Annotated in this window: 13 protein-coding genes; 4 read left to right on the top strand and 9 right to left on the bottom strand. The window is 34.6% G+C overall.

From position 1 onward, the window contains the following. The first annotated feature begins 282 nt into the window (after nucleotides 1–282). On the top strand, nucleotides 283–675 hold the full coding sequence (locus tag AAEO59_RS13375; protein WP_341701256.1) for an excinuclease ABC subunit B: 393 nt from the start codon (nucleotides 283–285) through the stop codon (nucleotides 673–675). Between the two features lie 7 nt (nucleotides 676–682). Here the strand turns inward: AAEO59_RS13375 and uvrB are convergent, their stop codons facing one another. From uvrB to trmD, 9 genes are all read right to left on the bottom strand, one after another. Continuing rightward, entirely contained in the window at nucleotides 683–2,674 is a 1,992-nt protein-coding gene (gene uvrB, locus AAEO59_RS13370; RefSeq protein ID WP_341701255.1) for an excinuclease ABC subunit UvrB, read from the bottom strand. A gap of 175 nt (nucleotides 2,675–2,849) precedes the next feature. After that, entirely contained in the window at nucleotides 2,850–4,100 is a 1,251-nt protein-coding gene (locus AAEO59_RS13365; protein WP_341701254.1) for a hypothetical protein, read from the bottom strand. A gap of 328 nt (nucleotides 4,101–4,428) precedes the next feature. Further along, the gene (gene rlmF, locus AAEO59_RS13360; RefSeq protein WP_407934935.1) at nucleotides 4,429–5,406 is read right to left on the bottom strand and encodes a 23S rRNA (adenine(1618)-N(6))-methyltransferase RlmF; all 978 of its coding nucleotides are present in this window, start codon (nucleotides 5,404–5,406) and stop codon (nucleotides 4,429–4,431) included. 169 nt (nucleotides 5,407–5,575) lie between these two features. Then, nucleotides 5,576–6,238 carry a thiamine diphosphokinase gene (locus tag AAEO59_RS13355; RefSeq protein ID WP_341701252.1) on the bottom strand — a complete coding sequence of 221 codons (663 nt, stop codon included), beginning with the start codon at nucleotides 6,236–6,238 and terminating at the stop codon, nucleotides 5,576–5,578. Nucleotides 6,239–6,428: 190 nt separating this feature from the next. After that, a complete protein-coding gene (locus AAEO59_RS13350; protein WP_341701251.1) occupies nucleotides 6,429–7,250 on the bottom strand; it encodes a DUF4249 family protein in 822 nt (273 codons plus the stop codon). A 25-nt stretch (nucleotides 7,251–7,275) separates the two neighbouring features. Further along, nucleotides 7,276–9,657 (bottom strand): TonB-dependent receptor, encoded by a 2,382-nt coding sequence (locus AAEO59_RS13345; RefSeq protein WP_341701250.1) that lies wholly within the window; start codon nucleotides 9,655–9,657, stop codon nucleotides 7,276–7,278. A 150-nt stretch (nucleotides 9,658–9,807) separates the two neighbouring features. Then, the gene (locus AAEO59_RS13340; protein WP_341701249.1) at nucleotides 9,808–12,045 is read right to left on the bottom strand and encodes an NADP-dependent isocitrate dehydrogenase; all 2,238 of its coding nucleotides are present in this window, start codon (nucleotides 12,043–12,045) and stop codon (nucleotides 9,808–9,810) included. Nucleotides 12,046–12,330: 285 nt separating this feature from the next. Then, nucleotides 12,331–12,681 (bottom strand): 50S ribosomal protein L19, encoded by a 351-nt coding sequence (gene rplS, locus AAEO59_RS13335; protein ID WP_341701248.1) that lies wholly within the window; start codon nucleotides 12,679–12,681, stop codon nucleotides 12,331–12,333. Nucleotides 12,682–12,902: 221 nt separating this feature from the next. Next, nucleotides 12,903–13,577 (bottom strand): tRNA (guanosine(37)-N1)-methyltransferase TrmD, encoded by a 675-nt coding sequence (gene trmD, locus AAEO59_RS13330; RefSeq protein WP_341701247.1) that lies wholly within the window; start codon nucleotides 13,575–13,577, stop codon nucleotides 12,903–12,905. Between the two features lie 241 nt (nucleotides 13,578–13,818). On the opposite strand from trmD, the gene AAEO59_RS13325 reads away from it, so the two are divergent. From AAEO59_RS13325 to AAEO59_RS13315, 3 genes are all read left to right on the top strand, one after another. Continuing rightward, nucleotides 13,819–14,433, top strand: coding sequence for a murein L,D-transpeptidase catalytic domain-containing protein (locus AAEO59_RS13325; protein ID WP_341701246.1), 615 nt, complete (start codon nucleotides 13,819–13,821; stop codon nucleotides 14,431–14,433). Between the two features lie 158 nt (nucleotides 14,434–14,591). Next, nucleotides 14,592–15,746, top strand: a complete 1,155-nt coding sequence (locus AAEO59_RS13320; protein ID WP_341701245.1) for an MFS transporter — start codon at nucleotides 14,592–14,594, stop codon at nucleotides 15,744–15,746. A 45-nt stretch (nucleotides 15,747–15,791) separates the two neighbouring features. Continuing rightward, nucleotides 15,792–16,724, top strand: a complete 933-nt coding sequence (locus AAEO59_RS13315) for a peptidylprolyl isomerase (RefSeq protein ID WP_341701244.1) — start codon at nucleotides 15,792–15,794, stop codon at nucleotides 16,722–16,724. The last annotated feature ends 114 nt before the right edge of the window (nucleotides 16,725–16,838 follow it).

The raw sequence follows: 16,838 nt of genomic DNA, 5'->3' as shown, positions 1-16,838 counted from the left end.
ATAATATTTACTGTAAATGAAGTTTTTTGATTTTCGGATTTTTTTAATCTCATTTTGAATAAATAATAAAAAAAGATAGGCTAAAAAAAGTATTCTGTAAAAAGGGGATTTGTGGACTACGTATTGGTATCGACGAAATGCAATAATCTGTGATTTTTTTGCCTTTTTTGCTAGCTTCTTGTTTGAAAAAAAATATGATTTTTTAATTAAAATGTTTAATTTTAGACTGGTATTTGGGTTTTTTGCATTAAAAATGATATTTTAGCTAAAATTATTTATCGTATGGATACTTGTGAAGAAAAAAAGAATTTGCTCTTAGAGATGATTGCCTACGCTACAATTGATGGTCAATTGAGTAAAAAAGGATACGATTTTTTATTTCTAATTGCTAATGAATTGAATTTTGAAAAAGGAGGATTCATTAATCTTTTAGGTGAAGAATTACCTAGCTTATCAGGTAACATGAAATTAATAAGAATCAAACAATTCTATCAGTTAGTTGTTTTTTTTCAAAACGATGGTGTTCTATACAAACAGGATCCGGAATTAATCATTCATATTGCTATAAGTATGGGATTAGATCTTGAAGCGATTAAAATCTTACTTAAGAAAGTGAAGAATTCGCCTAATTCAATCATTCCGGATGATGTTTTACTGAGTATATTTCAGGAATAAAAGAAAATTAAGAAAGCTGTTCCTGTAGTTTTTTGATTTCATCACGTAGTTTTGCGGCTTGCATAAAGTCGAGTTCTTTTGCAGCTTTTTCCATTGATTTTCGTTTTTCGCGAATACGTTTTTCAATTTCATCTTTCGATAAATATTCATTTGCAGGTTCAGCAGCACTAGGAATGTTGTGTCCTAATTCGTATTCGACTAAAGGATTTTTGGTAAATGCCGTTTCGATTTTTTTATTGAGCGCCTGAGGCACAATATTGTTTTCGGTATTGTAATTGATTTGTTTGCTTCTTCTGTAATTGGTTTCGTCAATGGTTTTCTGCATGCTGTCGGTAATTTTATCAGCATACATGATGGCTTTTCCATTTAAGTTCCTTGCAGCACGACCAATAGTTTGTGTAAGTGATCGGTGTGAACGTAAAAAACCTTCTTTGTCAGCATCCAAAATTGCTACTAATGATACTTCAGGTAAATCCAATCCTTCACGTAATAAGTTGACTCCAATTAGAACATCAAAAAGACCTTTACGTAAATCCTGCATGATTTCAATTCGTTCCAAAGTATCTACATCTGAATGTATGTAACGACAACGGATACTTACTTTTGTTAAATATTTGGCTAATTCCTCCGCCATTCGCTTCGTAAGTGTGGTAATCAATACGCGCTCATCAAGTTCGCAACGTTGCTGTATTTCCTCGATTAAATCGTCAATTTGATTCAAACTCGGACGAATTTCGATAACGGGATCAATCAATCCTGTAGGACGAATAATTTGTTCTACATAAACGCCCTGACTTTTTTGTAATTCATAATCAGCTGGTGTAGCCGAAACATAAATTACTTGATTTTGCATCGCTTCAAACTCCTCAAATTTCAAAGGACGGTTATCCATGGCTGCCGGAAGTCGGAATCCGTATTCTACTAAGTTTTCTTTTCGGCTGCGGTCACCTCCGTACATGGCATGTACCTGTGAAACTGTAACGTGACTTTCGTCAACAACCATAAGGTAATCTTTAGGGAAATAATCTAACAGACAGAAAGGACGTGTTCCAGCCTCACGGCCATCCAGGTAACGGGAATAATTTTCAATTCCGGAACAATAACCTAATTCTCGAATCATTTCCAAATCAAAATTGGTTCTTTCTTCTAGTCTTTTGGCTTCCAGATGTTTTCCGATTTCCTTAAAATAATCAACTTGTTTGACCAAATCCTGTTGGATTTGCCAAATCGCATTTTGTAAAACATCCGGAGAAGTCACAAACATATTCGCAGGATAAATGGTTAGCTTGTCAAAGCGTTCTATAACTTTTGAAGTTTTGATGTCAAAAGATTCGATTTCTTCAATTTCATCACCAAAAAAATGAATACGATAGGCGTCATCGGCATAACTAGGGAAAACTTCCACTGTATCTCCTTTGATTCTGAAATTTCCCGGATTGAAATCAGCTTCGGTTCTGGAATACAAACTTTGGACTAAAGAATGTAACAGTTTCGTTCTGGAAATTTCCTGATCTCTTTCAATGGCAATAACATTCTTTTGAAATTCAACGGGATTTCCAATACCGTACAAACAGGAAACTGAAGCCACGACGATGATATCTCTTCGTCCCGAAAGTAGGGAAGAAGTAGTGCTCAAACGCATTTTCTCCAATTCTTCGTTAATAGATAAGTCCTTTTCAATATAAACCCCAGTTACCGGAATAAAAGCTTCAGGCTGGTAATAATCGTAATAGGAAACGAAATATTCCACAGCATTATTTGGGAAAAACTGTTTGAATTCTGAATACAATTGCGCCGCCAAGGTTTTGTTGTGTGCTAAAACCAATGTAGGTCGTTGCACTTCCTGAATCACATTGGCTACGGTAAATGTTTTCCCCGAACCCGTAACTCCTAGCAGTGTTTGAAATTGTTCACCGTCAATTATTCCCTGAGCTAATTTTTCTATTGCCTGTGGTTGATCTCCTTTAGGTTGGTAATCTGAAACGACTTGGAATTTCATTTGTTGGGTGTTGCAAAGTTTGAAGTGGCAAAGTTACAAAGTTTATTGGCAATCTCGATTGGATTCACGTTGTCTTCTCCTTTAATGAATGAAGCTTTTTGTTTTTAATAATTTTATTGAATTTGTGGTTTTGGGAGGGTTGTGGAATAGTCACCGAAGTTGGCAGAAATATTTTTTATGGTATGTGAAATAATTGTACTGCAAGCTTAATTTCTCTGTTTCTATCACCATTCAAATGAAACCTGTAATTGAACCAATTCTCATCACTTTTAGAAACAAAAGCGATATAGTTAATATGAGTTTTAGTTATAGTTTCAACTTTGGTAAGAATAGAGGTGAAGTCTTTTTGTCTAACGAACATTATTACTGATGTTTTTGTGTCTCGCCATGTTAAGTAATTTAATAATTGGTCTATTGTTCCTAAAAAACCTTTTTCTCCTGTCCAGAACTTGCATTCAGCAATGAATACAACTGAACTATCATGTCTTAATTGAATATCAGTTTTACCAGTTTTATTAAAAGTTTCTCCTGTAACGCTACCATATTCAAAATTTGGATCTAAAGTCATAATGATGTGGTCTCTTAAATCTTCTTCTCCTTTATCTTTATAAATGCTTGGTAATCTTTCAAAATTTTTGCCAACATCGTTTATTAATTTTAAGATTTGATTATATACTTCTAAAGTTATTGTGGGTTCAGGTTTAAAAGATGAATCCTTGACTTCAGGTTTATCTATTTTAATTTTTGTTCGCAATGCGGGTTTGGGAATTGCAAAAGTTTCAGGTGTATTTTCCTTTTTCTTAAGGGGTACACCTAATGAAGACATAAACTCATTCTTAGCTAAAAATTCATTTTTACGTTTTCTGATTTCTCCTATTGTCCAAGAATATAAAGAGCTATTAAATTCCTCAATGTTTTTTTTTAGTAAACTATATTTATCATGAGAATATCTCACATTGTCATCATAAATCTGTTTTATCTTTTTTGCGTCATTATAAAAATCAATTACTTCAAGTTTCAATTTTCCATACTCTACTTCAAAATTTGTAATTCCACCTCCAAGAGTTATAGTATTGATGCCTGGCATGTATTTGAGTAACTCTGTAGTTCCTGTAACTGGTACAAAAAATTGAATGACTTTCCGCTTGTATTTTTCTCCGGAATATACGTGAAAGGTTTGTGGAAAATCTTCTGCTGAAATTTCTTTTTCGTAATGATCTGCATAGACATCATCGAAATGGATTATTGGCTCTTCAATTGAATTTTCATCCACCAAATATTGAGCATATTGTTCGTCACTAACATTCAATATGTAGTTTTCGCTTGCTGAATTTATCTCTGATTGAATTTTTTGTACTTTAGCTTTAAAATAATCACCTATTGATCCATTTCCGCTAAAAATTCGATTTCGTGAATTTCTATACATAAGTTTAAGAATATTTGTATTAACTTATAGATGTAAGTAACTCCTATAGCTAGAATATATTTAATGTTTTGATTTTTAGTTGTCAATACTCTATTTTGAGTATTTTCAAAAATAAGAAAAATAGTCTTACAGAAAAGGATAAAAGCCGTATTTTGAAAAACATTTTTTGTAAGGAGTAGTGGTGTTTTTGCCCCAGATAGTAGCGGCAGCCCCGAGGATGAGGTTGCTATTTTTTACTGGCGCTACAGTGCGACCGCAGGAAGCTCCTGTAGTGACTTAGTAAAAAAGCAAAGGAATCGAGGGCTATAGCGTATAGCTGGATAAGGCACTAAAAAAGCGGCTGTCTCACTACGAATTCCCAATCTTGTTGTTGGGTTTCGGTCAGGAAAGACCAAGCCAGAATACGGCTGGTTTTTTGCCCCTGCACCATGTTGATGGTACGGATTTGAGCTGCGTTGACCTTGTTTAGGGTTTTGTGTAAACTTTTGAGATGCGATTGTTTGGAAACTAAAGTGGTGAACCAAAGACATTGCATTGGGTAACGGGCGCTTTCATAAATCATTTGGGTGATAAAAGCAAATTCGCCGCCTTCACACCAGAGTTCATTACTTTGTCCGCCAAAATTTAAGACGGCTTTTGATTGTTTTTTACCCTTTAAATTGCTCACTTTTCTCAGGCTGCCTTCATTGGCTTCTTCAGCTGATTTGTGAAAAGGAGGATTGCAAATGGTGAAGGTAAAACGGTCTTCGGGGGTAATAATGTTTTTGAAAATATAGCGCGATTCTATTTGAAGTTGCAAGCTAATGGCGTCCATCAATTGCGGATTGGCTTCGATGATTTGTGCACAGTTTTCCAGTGATTTTTCATCAATATCAGTACCCACAAAACTCCATTCATAAACCGAATTTCCTATGATTGGATAAATACAATTGGCTCCAGTGCCTATATCGAGTCCTTCAACTTCTGCACCTGTTGGAATTATTCCGTTGTTGCTTTCGGCTAATAAATCGGCAATATAATGAAGGTAATCAGCTCTTCCTGGAATGGGAGGACAGAGATAGTTTTTTGGGATATCCCAGTTTTGAATATTATAATAAGTTGCTAATAATGCCTTGTTCAACGTTTTTACAGCCTGTGGATTGCTAAAATCGATTGTTTCCTCGAAGGAATCCTGGATATGTTCGTTGCGAATTACAAAATGTTTTAATTCAGGACATTTTTCGATTAGCAATTTAAAATCATAGCGCAATCGATGTTGATTTCTGGGATGTAAACCGATTTTTTCTGTAATTGTATTGGACATTATTGCATCTTTAATTTTGCTGCAAAAGTAGTCAATTAAAATGGGTTTGATATTTACAAATGGTTATTTTTTAATGAATTAGAGTTTAATGTTTGTAAGAAAAGCAACTTTATGAAATTATGCAGATGTTATGAAATGCTTTTCTGCTTCTCTTGAATTACTATGAAATAGTTTAATCTGTACATTCCATCATTAATAAATCGCCTTCAAGGTGTTCAATTACGACTAAGCCATCCTGAATAACATGGTTACTGCTTCCTGTGCGGTAGCCCATTGTTAGGCTATCGTCTTTTAATTGATAGTATAAGTTTTCAGAATAAATACCACTCACATGGCCTATAGGAATTAAAGAAATAGGCGTATTGGCAGTGTACCATTTTTCGAATTTCTTTGGTAACAAAAACACCTTAGAATGATCATCAAGAATGACAATTTTTAGTTTGTCACGATAACGTACAATATTCGTGAGGTTAGTGATTGTGTGATCGGCTCTTTTTCCGGTGGCCCAAACAACATTTACCGCAGGAATTTTTCTTTCGATAAGGTAATCAAAAGCTTTTTCTAAATCGGTTTTATCCTGATCCGGTGTATGCACAATTTCCAGCGGATATTGTTTTTCTTTGTAGTACGTAGCATCAAAACCGCGATCAAAATCTCCTAATAAAACATCTACTTTTATATCCATTTCCATCACGCGTTCGATGGCCGAATCTAATACAATGACTAGTGGAGACCATTCGAGTAGCTGTCCTAATAATTCGGGATTGCAGGAAGCACCATTGGCAATAATTAAAGCGGGTTCTTGATCGTCGCGAACAATGTGATGTGATGACAAAGGAATGAAGATTTTTAGATTAACGATTTCAGCAAAGATAGCTAATTGTTTTTGAATGTTTTTTACGTTAATAGTCCCAAAATGGGTTAAAACTATTTGCCACAGATTTAAAAGATTTACAGAGATTAATCTGTACTAATCTTTTAAATCTGTGGCTAAAATAAAAGAATATAAATTTTGAAAATTAAATTTATTGAATCACATAACGACGCAAATCAGCCTCTCCAAGAGAAAAATAACCTAATGGGAAATTTTTGGGATTGGTGCTGTTGCTAATGTTTCCTCTTACAGTGGCTGGTGCCGTTTGAAATGGTCCTCCGGAATTATTTCCAGCAATGCCTATTAGAATATTCATATAGTTGTAATATTGCTTTGATATTCCAAAGTGTGCTAACTCGATTGCATCGCCTTTTTTTATATCATCTTTTTGCGAACGGCTAAAAAATTCGTTACCCTGAAAAAAACGATCTTCGTCAACATTGTAACTTACAGTTGTTTCATTAGGATATTGATATTGGTAAAGGTAATAGTTGTTTTCTCCTTCAGGATCGTTAAAATAGGCTTTAATTTCGATATCTTTTCCTGTAAATCCGCCTTCGTTATTTTGTTCAATGCGCGTAATAGGGGCTAATGATTGAAATGTTTCTGAAGCTGTATATGTTTCCCCGTCATTGATGATGGTTAAGGTGTAATTTTCTCCAATTTTTGGTACAAAATCGGTACAGCCATATTCTCCAGTATCGGGAATTTCTGCAAAATTAAAAATTCGGTTTTCACTGTTTTTAATAAATACGGTTGCTCCGGTTACAATTGGAATTTCAGTGTCGTAATAACCCGTAGTAGTGGTTAATTTTATTTTTTGGGCATTGCCAGAACCCCCTTTGATCCACATGATATTAGCCTCAATTACTAAACGAGGAGCAGCGGTATCAAGATCTACATTAACTACTTCTTCGCAGCTGCTTAAAAGCAAGCTAAAGAAAAATGAAATAAGGAATATTATTTTTTTCATAGTAATATTTTTTTCGAAAAAGAATTTAAAATTTGAAATTATAACTCACCGCAGGTACCATCCCAAAAATGGAAGTTTTTACAGCTTCGTTTGCGGCGGTATCTTCATTTTGCCTGAAATTGATTGAAGCTGCATTTTGTCGATTGTATAAGTTATAAATGCTAAAAACCCATTCGCCTTTCCAGTTTCGGTTTTTGTTTTTTGATGGTGTTAAAGTGGCAGAAATGTCTAAATGATGGTAAGCCGGTAAACGATTTTTGTTACGTAAACCATAACTTGGTACATCTACACCTAAATAGTTGTATTTGCCATCAGGAAAAGTTACTGGTTGCCCTGATTGCAGAATGAAATTAGCTCCAAAATCCCATTTTTCATTCAAATGATAAGAAGAAGTTATGGCTAAATTGTGGGTTTTGTCATAAGCCGAATTGTACCATTTGCCAAAATTAATTCCTGTTTCTTCACGAGTTCTGCCCGGAGTTTGCTGCTCTGATTTTGACAAGGTGTAGGAAATCCAACCGTTTAATTTGCCTTCGTTTTTCTTGAACATCAATTCTAAACCATATGAGCGCATTTGTCCATTTAAAACGACTTGTTCGATAGCATCATTGGCAATCAAATCGGCACCATCAATATAATCCATGCGGTTTTGAATTTTCTTGTAAAAGCTTTCAATTTCTAGTGAATAATCTCCGTTTTGAATGTTTTTGAAGTAACCAATGGCGACCTGGTCAGCAATTTGAGGTTTGATGTAATTGTCACTTGGCATCCAAACATCTAGCGGAGTAGGAGAAGAAGTATTAGAAACCAATTGTAAATATTGTATCATTCGGTTATAACTTGCTTTTACAGCCTGATCTTCGTTGAGCTGATAGGAAACAGCAAAGCGGGGTTCGAAATTATCAAAACTTTTTATGGTTTTGTTTTTGCTGTAATATTTGCTGCCAATAGGAGTTGCTTTTTCATAAATTTGAAAAACAGTATTGAAGTTTACCGGATTGTCATTTTCGTACAAATTGATTGTTGAATTTCCTAAACGATAAAACATACTGTAACGTAAACCGTAAGTAACCGTCAGTTTTTTGTTGAGTTTGTTTTCGGCCTCGATATAAAGTGAAGGTTCGAAGGCGTATTTTCGGTCTAATTGGTCCGGATTAATTCCTGAATTTTCTTTGGAAGGTTTGATAGTTCCAGGATTGAAATTGTAATAAATGTCATTGGCGCCATAATTCAATTTGAAATTTTCCGAAATGTAGTGTTTGAAATCGTATTTGATGTTATAATTTTTAATACCTGAATCCCAGTTGAACCCAATAAAATCCAAGTCTAATCCGTAATAGTAATCACTGTAAATAAGGGAAAGATTCGAAAATAATTTATCAGAATATAAATGATTCCAACGCAAGTTTAAAGTTGAATTTCCATAGGTATTGCTGAAACTTTTGTTGATGGCAAAAACGTCGCGACCAAAATAACCCGACAAATAAATATTGTTGTTGTCGTTAATTTTATAACTCAGTTTCGTATTCAAATCATAGAAATAAGCAGCATTGTTTTTTTGATCTTCGGATAATTTTAAAAATAAATGTGCATAGGAGGCTCTTCCGCCAATAAGAAATGAACCTTTGTCTTTTACGATAGGACCTTCAGCAAGCAGTCGGCTGGAAATCAATCCAATTCCGCCATTCATGTGAAAATCATTGCTGTTTCCGTCTTTTTGATAAATATCCAAAACGGATGAAGCTCTTCCTCCAAAACGGGCCGGAATTCCGCCTTTGTACAGTTTTAAATCTTTGATAGCATCCGGATTAAAAACAGAGAAAAAACCAAAAACATGTGATGAATTGTATATCGTGGCTTCGTCAAGAAGAATTAAATTTTGGTCGGCACCACCTCCGCGAACATTAAAACCTGAGGCACCTTCGCCAGCATTTGTAACTCCGGGCAATAACAAAATCGATTTGATAACATCTACTTCGCCCAAAACTACAGGCATTTTTTTGATGGAAGCAATAGAGAGTTTATTGACACTCATTTCGGGCGTTCGGGTATTGATGCGTCCGGAATTATCTTTGATAACTACCTCGTTTAGTAATTCACCATTTTCTACAAGTGCAAAATTCATTTTTGTACTTTGAGTCAACGAAACTGATTTTTGTATGTTTTGGTAACCAATATAGCTAATAATCAGATTTTGATTGCCTTTAGGAACACTTATAGAATAAAAACCGTATTCATTTGTTGTTGTACCAATTTTTAATTCAGGAAAATAAAGGTTGACCCCAATGAGCGTTTCATTGTTTTTTGCATCTGTGATTTTTCCACTCAGGGTGAATTTATCTTGGGCAAAACTATTTATACTAATTAGTAGAATGATTAAAAGGAGCTGTGTTTTTTTTGTAATCATTTTAGGATGTTTGAATTGCAAATTTCAATTATTAGCTCATAAAAGCCAACTGAACAACTGTTAATTTAAGTTTAATATTCAATTCTGTTTGTTATTAAAAAAAAAGACAACCCTTTCGAGTTGTCTTTTAAATATTTGGATAAAAAACGATTAAGCAGTTTTTAATGCTGAGATTTTATCTAAAATAGTATTCAAAGTTGTGCTTGGACGCATTGCTTTGCTTACTAAATCCGGATTTGGTTGGTAGTAACCACCAATTTCCTGAGCTTTTCCTTGAGCACCAATTAATTCAGCATCAATTTTAGCTTCGTTTTCAGTAAGTTCTTTTGCAATAGGAGCAAAGATAGCTTGCAAGTCAGCGTCTTTAGTTTGAGCTGCCAAGGCTTGAGCCCAGTATAAAGCTAAGTAAAAGTGAGAACCACGGTTGTCAATTTGACCAACTTTTCTAGCCGGAGATTTATCGTTTTTCAAGAAAGCGTCGTTTGCCTGGTCTAAAGTTTCAGAAAGAACGATTGCTTTTTCATTGTTTAAAGTTTGTCCTAAATGCTCTAATGAAGCACCTAAAGCTAAAAATTCTCCTAATGAATCCCAACGTAAATATCCTTCAGTTACAAATTGCTCAACGTGTTTTGGAGCTGATCCACCTGCACCTGTTTCGAATAATCCACCACCATTCATTAATGGAACGATAGATAACATTTTAGCAGAAGTTCCAACTTCTAAGATTGGGAATAAGTCAGTAAGGTAGTCACGTAATACGTTTCCTGTTACTGAGATAGTATCTAATCCTTTTGCGATACGCTCTAATGAGAATTGAGTAGCAGCAATTGGGTTTAAGATACGGATATCTAATGCGGTTGTATCGTAATCTTTAAGGTATTTTTGAACTTTTACGATCAATTCTCTGTCGTGAGCTCTGTTTTCGTCTAACCAGAAAACAGCAGGAGTGTTAGAAAGACGAGCTCTGTTTACGGCTAGTTTTACCCAGTCCTGAATAGGAGCGTCTTTAGCCTGACACATTCTGAAAATATCATTTGCTTCAACAGCTTGTTCCATTAAAACGTTTCCGTTTACATCAACCACACGAACCACTCCGTTTGCTGACATTTGGAAAGTTTTGTCATGAGAACCATATTCTTCTGCTTTTTGAGCCATCAAACCAACGTTAGGAACACTTCCCATTGTAGTTGGGTCAAAAGCACCATTCTTTTTACAGAAATCAATTGTAGCAGTATATACACCAGCGTAGCAACGGTCTGGGATAATTGCAATAGTATCTTGTTGTTTTCCTTCTTTGTTCCACATTTGACCAGAAGTACGAATCATTGCCGGCATAGAAGCATCAACAATTACATCTGAAGGTACGTGAAGGTTAGTTATTCCTTTGTCAGAGTTAACCATTGCAAGAGCTGGTCCGTTTTCGATTGCCTGATTGATAGCAGCTTTAACTTCAGCTTCTTGTGCGTTACCTGCAATTTTTGCATATACGTCACCTAAACCATTTTTAGTGTTTACTCCAAGTTCAGCAAATAATGCAGCGTATTTTTCGAAAACGTCTTTGAAATATACTTCAACGATAGCTCCAAAGATAATTGGGTCAGAAACCTTCATCATTGTAGCTTTCAAGTGAACAGAAAGTAATACTCCTTGTGCTTTTGCTTCAGCGATTGTTTTAGCAACAAAAGATTTCAAAGCGTTTAAGTGCATTACTGAACTATCGATAATTTCTCCGGCTTTTAATGGAGTACTTGCTTTAAGAACTTTAGTTGTTCCATCTTGTCCAACAAATTCGATTTTAACATCAGTCGCTTCAGCCACAGTAACTGATTGCTCACTTCCGTAAAAATCTCCGCTTTCCATAGAGGCAACTGCTGTTTTAGAATCAGCAGACCAGGCTCCCATTGAGTGTGGGTTTGCTTTTGCGTAATTTTTTACTGCTTTAGGAGCTCTACGGTCAGAGTTTCCTTCACGTAAAACCGGGTTTACAGCTGACCCTAATATTTTAGCATATTTGGCTTTGATTGCAGTTTCAGCATCGTTTTGTGGTGCTTCCGGGTAATCAGGAACCGCATATCCATGAGCTTGTAATTCAGCAATAGCTCCTTTTAATTGAGGAACAGATGCAGAAACGTTTGGTAATTTGATGATGTTTGCTTCTGGAGCAGTAGCTAATTTTCCTAATTCAGCCAAAGAATCTTTTACTCTTTGCTCCTCAGTTAAAAACTCAGGGAAATTTGCAAGGATACGAGCAGCAACAGAAATGTCTTCTGTTTCAATTTCGATTCCTGCAGTAGCAGTAAAAGCCTGAACAATTGGTAAAAACGAATAAGTAGCTAACAAAGGTGCTTCGTCAGTTAATGTGTAAACAATCTTTGATTTTTGTGTCATTTTTTTTGTTTTATAATCGTAATCCTTCCGTGAAGAATGTGAAATGTATTGTTTGCTTTGAATAAAGCGGTGCAAAGATATGTAAATCAGACCAAAATACACGCTCGTTTGTTATAGAAATAAGCGAATTAAGGGATTACTAACGACAAGGCTTTAAAATGTTATTTTTTTTAAGTCTATTTGTTTGTTTTTGCTTGATTCTTTTGTCAATTGTGATTTTGTAAAAAAAAAGTCCCAATTCCAAAATTTTTGGAACGGGACTTTTTATGATAAAAAGATAATTGATTATCTTCTTTTGTCTTTGATTTTTGCTTTTTTACCAGTAAGTTCTCTGAAGTAGAAGATTCTTGCTCTACGTACAGCACCTTTCTTATTGATTTCAATTTTTTGTAAAGCTGGTAAGTTGATAGGGAAGATACGCTCAACACCTACTGCTCCGGACATTTTACGAATTGTAAAAGTTTCAGTACTTCCAGTACCTCTTCTTTGGATAACAACTCCTTTAAAGAACTGAGTTCTTGTTTTCTCACCCTCTTTAATTTCGTAGTAAACTGTGATAGTATCTCCAGCTCCGAATTCAGGGAAATCTTTTCTTGTAACAAATTCGTTATTAACGAAATCTACTAAATTTGCCATTTTAATTGCTAATTATTGTTTAAAAATCTAATCAACATTCACGGGTATCGCCAGAGGTTAATTAAATGAGGGTGCAAATGTAGTTAAAAAAAATAAATTCCAATAAAAAATTGCAAATTCTAATAAAGAAAATAAAACTTCAATAAAGTCAAATTCCAAATTTTTAACAGCTTAATTAATTGGAATTTGGAATTTAAAATATTGGAATTTTTGAATAAAGTTTATTCTAATAAATCAGGTCGACGGTTTTTAGTATGTTCATAGGCCATATCTTCACGCCATTTGTCAATTTTGGACGAATGTCCGCTTAACAAAACTTCAGGGACTTTCCATCCTTTATAATCGGCAGGTCTTGTGTAGATAGGTCCTGATAATAAATTATCCTGAAAACTATCGGTTAATGCTGAGGTTTCGTCACTCAAAACTCCTGGAATTAATCGGATTAGTGTGTCAGATAATACTAATGCGCCTAATTCGCCTCCGCTCAATACATAGTCACCTATTGAAATTTCTTTGGTAATAAAATGATCACGCACTCTTTGATCCACACCTTTATAATGTCCGCACAAAATGATAATGTTTTCATACATCGACATCGTATTAGCCATTTTTTGATTCAAAGTTGCACCATCAGGCGACATGTAAATAACTTCGTCGTAATTTCTTTGGCTTTTTAAATGCGTAATACAATCATCAATAGGTTGTACTGTCATTACCATTCCTGCGCCGCCGCCATAAGGATAATCGTCAACACTTTTTTGTTTATTAGTAGTGTAATCTCTTAAGTTATGGATGTGAACTTCTACAAGACCTTTGTCAATGGCACGTTTCATAATCGAGGCCTCAAATGGGCTGCGTAATAATTCCGGTAAAACAGTTATGATGTCAATTCGCATGATTATTGTCTAAATTTTGAAGCTGCAAATGTACAAAGTTTTTTCAGGTGCTTATGGATTGATCGGGATTTAAGCTTTTTATAGGATTAATTTTTTGAAAATTAGTGTGTTAAAGTTTTTTGATATGTGTTTTGAATTTAAAAAAGTTGTATTTTTGAGCGTCCCAAATTTATGATCAAAGTGTAAATGAAAGATTTTGTTAAGAGTTTGATTTTGCACTGTATACAATTTTAACCTGCTAATGAGAGATATAATAATAGGTGTATTTGCAATAGTAATACTTTGTGGTTTTGGAGTAGGTTCCAAAAGTTTAAAAAATCTTCATAACGAAAGTCGATTTGAGGTTGTAACTAAGGAAGAAAGAATTTCCGAGCAAATAGTCGCTATTAAATCGATGTTGAAATCCAACCCGAAATTCAATAATGAAATCGTTTTTTTGCTGGATATGAAAATAATGTCGGGTAAAAATCGCTTTTTTGTGTATGATTTAATTCATGATAAGATTATTGATCAGGGGCTTGTAGCACATGGTCTGGGATCAGGAATGTTTAGTGAATTGAAATTTAGCGACGAAAATAATTCCCATTGTACTTCATTGGGGAAATATTACATTGGTAAAAGTTATTTTGGTGAATTTGGAAAAGCCTATAAATTACATGGTTTGGAAGCAACAAATAATAATGCATTTTTAAGAAATATTGTTTTGCATAAATATAATAAAGTACCTTATGAAGAGCAGAAAACTTATATCTGTAATAGTTTAGGCTGTCCAATGGTAAATGAAATTTATTATAGTAGAATCCAAAAGTTTATTGATAATTCAAAGTCTAATATTATTTTAGACATCTATTATTAATTGTCTCCTTTTTTGTTTAGCAAATTATAAAGTTTTCCTAATAGTTTCTCCGAGGAAATCTTTATAGCTAATTTTGTGTTTCCCTTTTAAAGCTTGAGATTTTAGGGTTAAACTTACTTCATTTTAAAATGTATTTATCTAAAAAAAATGTCCTTTTCATGGCTGCTGCCACGGGATTGATTGTGGCAAATATATATTATTGCCAACCTTTGATTGTTTTAATCGCTAAAGAGTTTACTATTTCCAATTCAGATGCAGGAACAATAACGTATTTAACTCAGGCTGGTTACGCAATTGGTTTGTTTTTTATGGTTCCTCTAGGTGATAAATTAGAAAGGAAAAGTCAAATCATGCTTACTACTTTTGCAGCAGTGATAGCTCTGGTTATTGCAGCTACAGCCCAAAGTTTTTTGGTTTTACAAATAGCTTCTCTTTTAATTGGTATAAGTTCTATAGTGCCTCAACTTATTTTGCCGTTGGCTGCTTCTTTGAGTGAACCAGAGCAAAGAGGGAAGGTGGTAGGAACAATTATGAGCGGGTTGTTAGTAGGTATTTTGCTTTCGCGAACCTTGAGTGGTTTGATTGGTGAGGTTTTAGGTTGGCGTTCTATGTTTTGGATAGCTGCAGGGCTGTGTTTATTTTTGTTATTGGTTATCCAAAAGCAATTTCCTTATAATAAACCTGTTTTTAAAGGTTCGTATGGACAATTAATAACTTCTCTTTTTACTTTAATAAAAGAGCAACCTTTGTTGCGAGAAGCAACTTTAATCAATATATTTTCGTTTGCTCAATTTGGTGCTTTTTGGACAACGATGGTTTTATTATTGTCAGCAGAACCTTTTTCGTTTAATAGTGCTACCATTGGTTTGTTTGGAATTATAGGAGCTTCAGGTGCTTTAGCGGCTCCTCTTGTCGGAAGGTTAAGTGATAAAGGGAGTTCGAGAGTCGCGGTGGGTTATGGGTGTTTGTTAGTTGCTTTAAGTTTTGTGATTTTTTATTTTTCGATTTCCAATGTTGTGGGGATTGCTTTAGGGATTGTGTTAATTGATATTGGTATACAGGGAATTCATATTTCTAATCAAACCCGAGTCTATTCAATTTTACCAGAAGCACGAAACAGGATGAACACGGTATTTATGTCTTTTACTTTCTTAGGTACTGCTGCAGGTTCGGCTTATGGCTTGTTTTTATGGGAAATTGGAGGTTGGCAGGCTGTGACTTTAGGATGTCTTTTGTTATCTTGTTTGGCTTTGACAGTTTATGGTTTGACGTATAAATCCAAGAGTAAAGCATTAGAAAGCATTAAAGGATAAAAAATTAATTTGTAAATTTGCGCTTCAATAAAATTTTTTAAAAAAATGGAAAACGGAATATACGCTAAATTCAATACCGCTAAAGGTTCGGTTTTAGTAAAATTAACACACGATTTAACGCCTGGAACTGTAGGTAACTTTGTAGCTTTAGCTGAAGGGAATTTAGAAAACAATAAAAAACCTCAAGGGGTTAAATATTATGACGGATTAACTTTTCACAGAGTAATTCCTGATTTTATGATTCAAGGTGGATGTCCATTGGGTTCAGGAACAGGAGATCCAGGTTATAAATTTGACGATGAATTTCATCCAAGTTTAAAACATGATAAACCAGGTGTGCTTTCTATGGCTAATGCAGGACCTGGAACAAATGGTTCTCAATTTTTTATTACGCACGTTCCAACTTCTTGGTTAGATGGAAAACATACTGTTTTTGGTCATGTAATCGAAGGACAAGAAGTGGTTGATGCAGTTGCTCAAGGAGATGTTTTGGAGGCATTAGAAATTATCCGTGTGGGTGAAGAGGCTGAAAAATGGAATGCTGTTGAAGCTTTCAGAGTTTTTGAAGGAAACAGAAAAAAACGTTTAGAAGCTGAAAAAGCTGCTGCTGAAGAAGCATTAGAAAAATTAGCTGTTGGTTTTCAAAAAACAGAAAGCGGTTTACGTTACCAATTTATTCAAAGAGGTGAAGGTAAAAAAGCAGAAAATGGAAAAACAGTTTCTGTTCACTACACTGGACAATTGCCTGACGGAAAAGTTTTTGATAGCTCTTATCCTCGTAAAAAGCCAATCGAATTTCCATTGGGACAAGGTAATGTAATTGAAGGATGGGACGAAGGAATTGCTTTGTTGCAAGTAGGTGATAAAGCGCGTTTCGTAATTCCTGCGCACTTAGGTTATGGTTCCCGTGGTGCAGGTGGAGTTATTCCTCCAAATGCTACTTTGATTTTTGACGTTGAATTAATGGACGTTAAATAATTTTAGATTTTAGACTGCAGAATTTAGTTTGCAGTTTTGATTACATATAAAAAAAGCGATTTTCAAACTGAAAATCGCTTTTTTTATGCCTGCCTTCTGCCTTCTGCCTTCTGC

The organism is Flavobacterium flavipallidum, from assembly GCF_038289905.1.
GTDB lineage: Bacteria > Bacteroidota > Bacteroidia > Flavobacteriales > Flavobacteriaceae > Flavobacterium > Flavobacterium flavipallidum.
Note: the sequence above shows the minus strand (reverse complement) of the source record. Positions and strands in the feature narration are given on the sequence as shown.